Source organism: Caulobacter sp. 05T431, assembly GCF_056665975.1.
The window spans coordinates 1-1,850 of the sequence record NZ_JBFTKU010000050.1 but is presented as its reverse complement, the minus strand read 5'-3'; the positions used below and the strand labels follow the sequence as shown (position 1 = coordinate 1,850).

Sequence of the window (1,850 nt, the reverse complement as noted above, 5' to 3'; positions counted from 1 at the left end):
GCGCCGGGCACCACCACCGTGTATATAACCGGCTCCAGGCCGTCGGCTGCGTCCGGTTCGGGACCATCAGGCAGTCCAACGGATGCGTGGCTGAAGAGGTTATCCATGGGCATTTATTCTACCCGCGCCTCTCAGCCGGGCCGGCGCCGGGGTTTGTGTTGTGCCGGTTAAATGCGGGAGGACCCCCAACGTGGTTGGGGGTCCTCGACCGTTAATGGTGTTCCGGCGGTGACCTACTCTCCCACACCCTCCCGGGTGCAGTACCATCGGCGCTGTGGGTCTTAGCTTCCGGGTTCGGGATGGGACCGGGCGTTTCCCCCACGCTATGACCGCCGTAACCCTGTGTCCGCACCCGCCGCGGCCCTGGGGGCGTGGGGGTGGGAAAACTGGTGTTACAACATCTGTGGTGTTGTTATTTTGTTGTCGGTTCTCAAGCAACGGGTTTGTTGTTTGGGAACCACATAGTGGACGCAAGCAGTCTTGTTTCTTTGTACCACCCCTGGTGCGAACCCCTTTTGAAACTGGTTCGCGGGGTGGTGTGTGGTGTAAGTTATCGGCCTATTAGTACCGGTCAGCTTCACGAGTCGTTAGTCCTCGCTTCCACATCCGGCCTATCAACCCAGTGGTCTGGCTGGGGGCCTCTCACACRCAAGGTGTATGGAAATCTCATCTYGARGCGMGCTTCCCGCTTAGATGCTTTCAGCGGTTATCCCATCCGAACGTAGCTAATCAGCGGTGCACTTGGCAGTACAACTGACACACCAGAGGTTCGTCCGTCCCGGTCCTCTCGTACTAAGGACAGCCCTTCTCAAATTTCCTGCGCGCGCAGCGGATAGGGACCGAACTGTCTCACGACGTTCTRAACCCAGCTCGCGTACCGCTTTAATGGGCGAACAGCCCAACCCTTGGGACCTACTCCAGCCCCAGGATGCGACGAGCCGACATCGAGGTGCCAAACCATGCCGTCGATATGGACTCTTGGGCAAGATCAGCCTGTTATCCCCGAGGTACCTTTTATCCGTTGAGCGACGGCCATTCCACAATGTACCGCCGGATCACTAGTCCCGACTTTCGTCCCTGCTCGAGATGTCTCTCTCACAGTCAAGCTCCCTTGTGCACTTACACTCGACACCTGATTGCCAACCAGGCTKAGGGAACCTTTGGGCGCCTCCGTTACTTTTTAGGAGGCAACCGCCCCAGTTAAACTACCCATCAGGCACTGTCCCTGACCCGGATTACGGGCCGAAGTTAGATGTCCAAAGTGACCAGAGTGGTATTTCAACGATGACTCCACCCGAACTGGCGTCCGGGCTTCAACGTCTCCCACCTATCCTACACAAGCCACTCCKAACACCAATACCAAACTATAGTAAAGGTCTCKGGGTCTTTCCGTCCTGCTGCGCGTAACGAGCATCTTTACTCGTACTGCAATTTCGCCGAGTTTATGGTTGAGACAGCGGGGAAGTCGTTACTCCATTCGTGCAGGTCGGAACTTACCCGACAAGGAATTTCGCTACCTTAGGATGGTTATAGTTACCACCGCCGTTTACTGGGGCTTAAATTCTCAGCTTCGCCTTGCGGCTAACCGGTCCTCTTAACCTTCCAGCACCGGGCAGGAGTCAGTCCGTATACATCGTCTTGCGACTTCGCACGGACCTGTGTTTTTAGTAAACAGTCGCTTCCCCCTGGTCTCTGCGGCCCCGATCCCCTCCCACCAGCAAGTGGTGTTCAAGGTTGGGGCCCCCCTTCTCCCGAAGTTACGGGGKCATTTTGCCGAGTTCCTTAACCATAATTCTCTCGATCGCCTTAGTATTCTCTACCTGATCACCTGTGTCGGTTTGGGGTACGGG

The 1,850-nt window shown here is 56.4% G+C and carries 2 rRNA genes; both read right to left on the bottom strand.

The features are described from left to right. Window positions 1–220: 220 nt before the first annotated feature. A 5S ribosomal RNA gene (rrf, locus tag AC1U89_RS24450) occupies window positions 221–337 on the bottom strand. A gap of 203 nt (window positions 338–540) precedes the next feature. Next, window positions 541–1,850, bottom strand: a 23S ribosomal RNA gene (locus tag AC1U89_RS24445); the annotation flags it as partial.